The organism is Bradyrhizobium sp. cf659 (assembly GCF_900113725.1).
Taxonomy (GTDB): domain Bacteria; phylum Pseudomonadota; class Alphaproteobacteria; order Rhizobiales; family Xanthobacteraceae; genus Bradyrhizobium.
In genome coordinates, this window is record NZ_FOQJ01000025.1 from 1 (window position 1) to 6,405 (window position 6,405).

General features: G+C 61.3%; 7 protein-coding genes and 1 pseudogene. 1 reads left to right on the forward strand and 7 read right to left on the reverse strand.

The window, feature by feature from the left end:
* Positions 1-347, reverse strand: a pseudogene (locus tag BM118_RS39805) (NAD(P)/FAD-dependent oxidoreductase); the annotation flags it as partial.
* Positions 348-608: 261 nt separating this feature from the next.
* Between BM118_RS39805 and BM118_RS39810 the strand changes: the two are divergent.
* Positions 609-1,292: a TetR/AcrR family transcriptional regulator gene (locus BM118_RS39810; protein ID WP_092193473.1), complete on the forward strand. Its 684-nt coding sequence runs from the start codon at positions 609-611 to the stop codon at positions 1,290-1,292.
* Here the strand turns inward: BM118_RS39810 and BM118_RS39815 are convergent.
* The 6 genes from BM118_RS39815 to BM118_RS39840 all read right to left on the reverse strand — a co-directional run.
* Complete coding sequence (locus BM118_RS39815; RefSeq protein WP_092193475.1) at positions 1,275-1,526, reverse strand: hypothetical protein; 252 nt, start codon at positions 1,524-1,526, stop codon at positions 1,275-1,277. The genes BM118_RS39810 and BM118_RS39815 overlap by 18 nt on opposite strands.
* A 58-nt stretch (positions 1,527-1,584) precedes the next feature.
* Positions 1,585-1,935 (reverse strand): hypothetical protein, encoded by a 351-nt coding sequence (locus BM118_RS39820; protein ID WP_092193477.1) that lies wholly within the window; start codon positions 1,933-1,935, stop codon positions 1,585-1,587.
* 736 nt (positions 1,936-2,671) lie between these two features.
* Positions 2,672-3,145, reverse strand: coding sequence for a methyltransferase family protein (locus tag BM118_RS39825; protein ID WP_092193479.1), 474 nt, complete (start codon positions 3,143-3,145; stop codon positions 2,672-2,674).
* A 420-nt stretch (positions 3,146-3,565) separates the two neighbouring features.
* Positions 3,566-4,381, reverse strand: a complete 816-nt coding sequence (locus BM118_RS39830; RefSeq protein ID WP_092193485.1) for an oxidoreductase — start codon at positions 4,379-4,381, stop codon at positions 3,566-3,568.
* Positions 4,382-4,475: 94 nt separating this feature from the next.
* A complete protein-coding gene (locus BM118_RS39835) occupies positions 4,476-5,582 on the reverse strand; it encodes an alpha/beta fold hydrolase (protein WP_092193481.1) in 1,107 nt (368 codons plus the stop codon).
* A gap of 155 nt (positions 5,583-5,737) precedes the next feature.
* The coding region (locus tag BM118_RS39840; RefSeq protein WP_092193483.1) for an FAD-dependent oxidoreductase at positions 5,738-6,405 on the reverse strand (668 nt) is incomplete at its 5' end.

Consider the following 6,405-nt stretch of genomic DNA (forward strand, 5'->3'; position numbering starts at 1 on the left):
CGGGCACTGACCAGCTTGATCGTGGGATAACGCGCCAGCTGCTGCCGCGCCTCGGCCAGGATGTCCAGCGGCGGCTTGTGATCGTGGCCGAGCAGACCATGCGAGTGGCCAGCGAAGCGGTTGCGCGGCAGGCCGATATCGAGAACGGTAACCTTGCGGCGGGCCCGGCCGAGCTGCAGGGCGCCGGCGAGACCGGCAAAGCTGCCGCCAATGATGATAACGTCATCCATGGTGATGAGCTCCGTGTCGTGGGTGGAGAGGGTTGGCTGGGGCCTGGCGGTGGCCTGGGCGCGGGCGAGGCTGATGGTGGAAAGCGCGGCCAACTTCAGCAGGGTCCGTCGTTGCATGGGATCCCTCGTGCTTTAGGTCGGCGCAATATCGTCAGACGATACGCGCTCCAGACGGGCAGCGAGCATGGCTTCGGTATCGACGAGAAAGTCGCCCATCACTGTGTTGGCCGGCCGGACAATGCCGCATTCGAGATCGCCGGGCGCCCCGGGAAACTTGATTTGGAGGACAAGTTGAAACCTAACCATTGGCTTGCACATTTCGGATACTTCATAGTATCGTAATGCTGAATTAGAATACTGTCAAGTACCGGAATTGCCGTGACCGAAAACAAACAGGGCCGGCGCGGCCGGCCCGCCAACGAGGCGCTTGGCCAAACGATCGTCGACGCCGCGCGCGAACTCTTTGTGGAATTGGGTTTTCAGGCGACGACATTGGACAAGCTCGCCCGGCGGGCGAAGATATCCAAGCTCAGCATCTACAGGCATTTCGAGAACAAGGAGGCGCTGTTCAGCGCGGCCATCGCTGCCGGCTGCCATCAGTCGTTTGCACCACAGATCCTTCTTGAAGGCGGCGACGGTTCGGTCGAAGATCAGCTCATGGCGGTGGGGTCATTGCTGCTTCGCACGCGGTTGAGACCGGACGTCCGCAGTGTCGAAGCCATGGTCATGGCCGACAAGACGAATCAAAAGTCGTTAAGCAGGCTCCATTTCGAAGCCGGCCCCGCCCATGTCATCGCCCAAACCGAGGCCCTGTTGCGCCAGTTGCACGCGAAGGCGGTTCTGAACGTGCCCGATCCTCACCGGTCCGCCCGCTTGTTTGCCGCGCTTTTCAAAGGATCCGATCTCCTGATGATCGGACGCTTCGATCAGGCGAGAGCAGAGGACGACAACGAAATCGAATCCTATTGCCGGTCGGCCGTCGCCATGTTCATCGCCGCGCACGGTGGCAACGACCGCGCGGGCGGATGTTGGCCTGCCCCAAGGTCACAAGACAAAATGTGAATCGTGCGTGACCGATGTGGTCAAAACAACCGCGACCGGTTTGAAAATCATTGAGGCGCTCGGCAAGCTCCAGCAGGCGACGCCGTCTGAAGGGTCTGCCTTCTCGGCAATGACCCGAACCCGCTGTGCGAAACGTTGGTAGAATTCCAGCTCCATGACGCCCACCCCCACAACATCACTGCGGCCCAGCGCTGTGATGCTGCGGAAATAGTCCTGGATCGCGGGCGTGTTCAAGGTGCCGCCTGCGAAATCCGTCTCGATCGCGCCGGGCGCGACGAGGGTCTCGTGTCGGTCAGGGAGCGTCGATTGACCGCAGCTGGAAGGTCGGCGTCTGGCCCTTCTTGGAAGGATCCATGAGGTAGCCAATCTGGCCTTCCGCTACCCAAAGCTTGTCGCCGACGCGCGCGACGCCTGTTGGTCCAGCGAATTCCTTGATCGTTTCGATTTGGGCCCTGTCCCCGACGATCGTGACCTTAGATAGCGGACCGGCGCCTTCAACCATCACGAATCCGGTCTTGTCTGCCCTAAGACCGTCCGGAAACTTGATTGGGCGTGACGTCTCAAGCTTCGTGACGGCACCCGCGACTCCCGATTTGGATTCGATGCGGAAGAGTTCGCCGCTTTGGAAGGTGTTGACGTACAAGGCGCCATCCGGTCCGAACGCAATCCCATCAAGCCCCCCTTCAGCTTATCGTCCTGGACCCAGACGTCCAACTCGGAATATCCCTTCTTCAAGCGGAGTATCTGTGGCTGCAGAGTATTTGTGACGTAGAGTGCGCCGTCCGGGCCAACCGCGAGATCGTTACAGATCGAGGGTTTCGCGGGCAGTCGGGCGCTGATTTTTCCCTCTCCGGTTGTTAGGTCAAACCCCTTAACGAACGAGCCTTCGATCGTGTTTGGACCTTTGACGCCGAGCGGGGTGGCATCGTTCGAACATACCCAAAGAAGCCCTGACTTCTCGTCGGCGAGAACGCCGAACGTCGATCGCGTATCGAATGTCCCCGGCTTGATCCAGGCTTCGGCCTCGGAGGCGCCCGGCTTTACGCGCGCGATTCCGCCGTTCGTCAAGCTGCTGGCAAAGAGCGTTCCATCCGTTGTCGCTGCCAGACTTTCCGGGAACGGCGATCCTGATAGGATCACGGTCTGCGATCGGGCCTCACTCGCAACCGAGGCCGCGACTATGCCTACCACCGCTGCGATGACCAGGCGGGACAGGTCTTGAAATAGGTCTAATTTGTTAGCGCGCATGCGTTCCTCCAAGCTGATTATATGGTCGACGTCACTTCTGAGGGATGTTGAGCCGCTCAATCAAAGATTGTCATCTTGCGAGAGGGAAGACGGTGGTGCTCGGGCAAGCACCGCAAGCAGCGCCGGAATAGTCAGAGCCAGCGGCGAACCTCGGCCTTGTAGCGGCGGTAGTCGTCGCCGAACTTCGCTTCGAGATAGCGCTCCTCGCGGGCGATCACCTGCGTCTGGATCGCGATCAGAACCAACGGGAGCAAGGCGAAGGCGATCGGCCCGTCGAAGCCGATCGCAAGGCCGGCATAGATGAGCGCCATGCCGAGATACATGGGGTTGCGGGTCCACCGATAAGGACCGGTGGTTGCGAGGAGGGTCGTTGGCTGCGACGGCCGAGCGTTGGTGCCCAGCCGCCGGAACAGCCCCGCCGCTGCAAGCATCATCGCCGCGCCGGCAACGAACAGCAGCGCGCCCGTCGCGACCAGCAACCGCCAGTCGATGCCGAAAGAGCGCAGGGTGACGAACCGCTCCGCCGCCAGCCCCAACAGCAGCGCTCCCAGATAGACGAAGGGCGGAGGGAAGCGCACACCCGCGCTGTCCGGTTCGACGGCCATGCTCATCTCCAATCCGTGCTCTCAAACCAGCATGGTCTGCCGGGTGAAGATACCCGCCATCGCGCCTTGCCATGATGCCTTCAGCACAAACCTGTTGACCTGTAGGGCTTGGACAGACCCTAGATCGTCTCTCTGACGCGCTGTTTCTCCAAAGCTGATGACTTCGTCGACTTAGTACGCTTCTCGCAAGTGTCCTTGCTGAACGACCTTTTGCTCCCGAAGCTGACGACATTCCGAAATTTCGTTCGGGGTAGTGAGTGGTCCAACGCACAAACGCGTCGGCCTGGCAAAAGCGGAAGTGACTGTCACACATCTCCGCTTCCCCGACGGGCCAATTCCGGACAAAGACTGCGCTGACCAATCCGGGCCCAAGCCCATCCTTTGCCCAACCGACGCTCGCGCCGCCGTCGCATGGATGCCTCAGACCGGCAGCTCGTTCTGCTTCCGCAGGCTTTTGTCGAAAGCCGACGCGGGGACGAAACGGCGCAGCAAACTGACCTGTTTCGCCATTTTTCCCGCTGCATAGCGTCTTCTCGGAACGGCAGCGGTCGCTGCCTTCAAGATCGTCTCGGCGACGACTTCGGGAGCATCTCCTGCTTCTATCGCTTTTCGCATGGTCGCATTCATGCCGGCTCGCGCGGAGTCATAGATGTCTAGCAACTGATCCGGCTTGGCGAGATTTTCTTCAAACGACGTGCGCGTATAGGCGGGCTCGACCAACACAACGCGAATTCCAAATGTCCGTAGCTCGTGATCGAGCGATTCGGAGTAGCCTTCGATGGCGTGCTTGGTCGATGCATAGAGTGCGGAATAGGGAGCCGGGATCAGGCCGAGCACCGAACTCACATTGACGATTCTGCCGCTGCTTTGGCGTCGCATTGCCGGCAAGACCGCGTTGGTCATGCGGAGAACGCCGAAGACGTTGACATCGAACAGCGCCTGAGCCTGTGCAGTCGAAGACTCTTCCGCGCCACCGATCAAGCCGATGCCGGCATTATTGACAAGCAGGTCGATACGCCCGGCCTTACCCAGCACTTCATCGACAAGTTTCGCGACGGACACATCATCGGTCACGTCGCAGGTCAGCATGGTAATGCCGTCGGCTCTTCCGGAGGCGGCGCGACGGCTGGTGCCGACCACGCGATATCCCGCGTTCTGCAGGGCTTTGGCTGTTGCGTGTCCTATGCCGGAGGATGCGCCTGTCACCAGGGCGACGCCGGAATTGGTCTTGTTCATGGAAATCACTTCCATCTTTGTGTTGAAAGGGTATTCACCCCACCCTGATGGGGTTTCCGCTGGACGAGACGATGCTAGGTGCCTCGGCACGGCGTTAGGGTTTCTCGGCAAGCCACGCGACGAAGTCGCGTGCGTGGTCGGCCCAAAGAGCCGGACGTGTCATCGAGAGGTGGCCGGCCGATCCATCGGAGACGTCACGTACGACGAACCGCGCGCCGGGGACGATGCGGATGTCGTGCTGAAGCGTCTGAAGGCTGTCTCGATAGAACTCATCGTCGGCAAAGTTCACCGCAAGCACCTTCGCCTTCACGCGGCTCAATCCAGGCCGGGTGTCAAAGTCGCGCGATGCTTCCAAGGCGTACATCACATCGTTGGCATCGACCGGGACGGCTTGCTCTCTCACGCTGCGAACGAAGGCATCCGCGCTTTCGGTGGTGGCTGCTGCCTCTTGCAGGCGGGGTACGCCGTCGATCAAGAGGCGCGCGATCGCGAGCCCGTTGGTCGCGGAGGGCGGCTGCTGTTTGTAGTTGCCGCCCGCCCAGGCTGGGTCGGACTTGATGGCGTCCACCACCATCCTACGCCACAGGAGGTTTCGTCCCGCGATCGACGATGGAAAGCATGCGATGGGCATGATGCCGTCCATCGCGTCCGGATAGGCTTCCGCCCACTGCCAAGCGTTCATGCAGCCCATTGATATTCCGACGATGGCGCGCAGACGCGTAATCCCGAGCACCTCCGTCACCAGCTTATGCTGGAGGTCGACCATGTCGCCGTAACCATAGCGCGGAAAGGACGCCCGCAATCCGTCACTCGGCTTGCTCGACCGACCATGGCCGATAGCATCGGGCAGGATCACGAAATATCGGGTGGCATCGAAGGGTGCGCCCGGCGCAAACAGCGCTGTCCGAAACTCTGGCGTCAGCAAGGCCTGACCGCTGGCGCTGGTCCAGTGGAGCATCAGGACTGCGTTGTCGATCGCGCCGTGACTATTTCGGCGAGGCTGGCCGAGCGTGGTGTAGTTCAGGCGAAGCTCGGGGAGCGTCTCGCCGGCGCGGAACCGGTAGTTCGCAAAGATGGCGTTCGCCTCTTTGGGCGGGGCCTCGTAAGATTGTGCGGCCTGCGCCCCGGCATCCGAAGCCTGCGCTATCGACAAAGCGGCGACAGCCGCCGCGGAAAGCGCGATCTTCAACAAGGTCGTCATCTCTGGACTTCGTTTCACGGGTACTTCTCCTGCATCAGGCAACGGCCCCTCTGGCGTTTCCCATCGGAAGGCTTTCCGTCCAGCGCCGGAAAAGGGCGCGCCGGACTTCGAAGGACAACCGCGGCCGCGGCAACCGGAGAAGGGAATCTGTGCTCTCAAACCACCATCGACTGCTGGGCGAAGATACCCGCCATCGCCCCGTGCGATGATGCCAGGGTGACCGATGGCGGCGTGATGGGATTGGCGAGGTCGCCGGCGGCATAGATGCCGGGCATGCTGGTTTCGCGGCGATCGTCGACCTTGAGGATGATGCCGAGGGGGGTTTTGACCGTGGCGAGGCCCAGTGATTCATGCAGGCTTGCGGACGGCTTGTTGCGCGGATGCGCGAACAGGATGTCGACCGCGACATCGGGGCCGGTATCGAGCCTGACGGTGGCGTTATGGGCCCCGCGTTGGGCGATCCCAGTGATCCGGCCATCGACGACGGGTATGTTGCGTCGCGCCAGATCGGCCCGGATATCGGGCGGAATGTCGTGACCATCGGCGAAGAGCGTCAACTTGTCGGTCCAATCGCGGAACAGCCTGACCTGATTGTGCGACTGCGGGCCGGACCAGACGAGGCCCCAATGCTGGCCGGCGACTTCAAAGCCGTCGCAATAGGGGCAGGGCACGATGGACGTGCCCCAACCTTCGGCAAAGCCCGGAATATCAGGCATCTGGTCGGTGATGCCATAGCTCAGGATCAGACGGCGCGCTCCAAAGCTTTCGCCATCGGAAGTGAGGACGGAGAAATTGTCGATGGCGCCGGAGATGCTGTCGGCCC

What these genes read in the sequence shown, in the direction of transcription:
- BM118_RS39825 (WP_092193479.1), bottom strand. Translation starts at nt 3,145, where the DNA reads ATGGCCGTCGAACCGGACAGCGCGGGTGTGCGCTTCCCTCCGCCCTTC.
- BM118_RS39830 (WP_092193485.1), bottom strand. Translation starts at nt 4,381, where the DNA reads ATGAACAAGACCAATTCCGGCGTCGCCCTGGTGACAGGCGCATCCTCC.
- BM118_RS39835 (WP_092193481.1), bottom strand. Translation starts at nt 5,582, where the DNA reads ATGACGACCTTGTTGAAGATCGCGCTTTCCGCGGCGGCTGTCGCCGCT.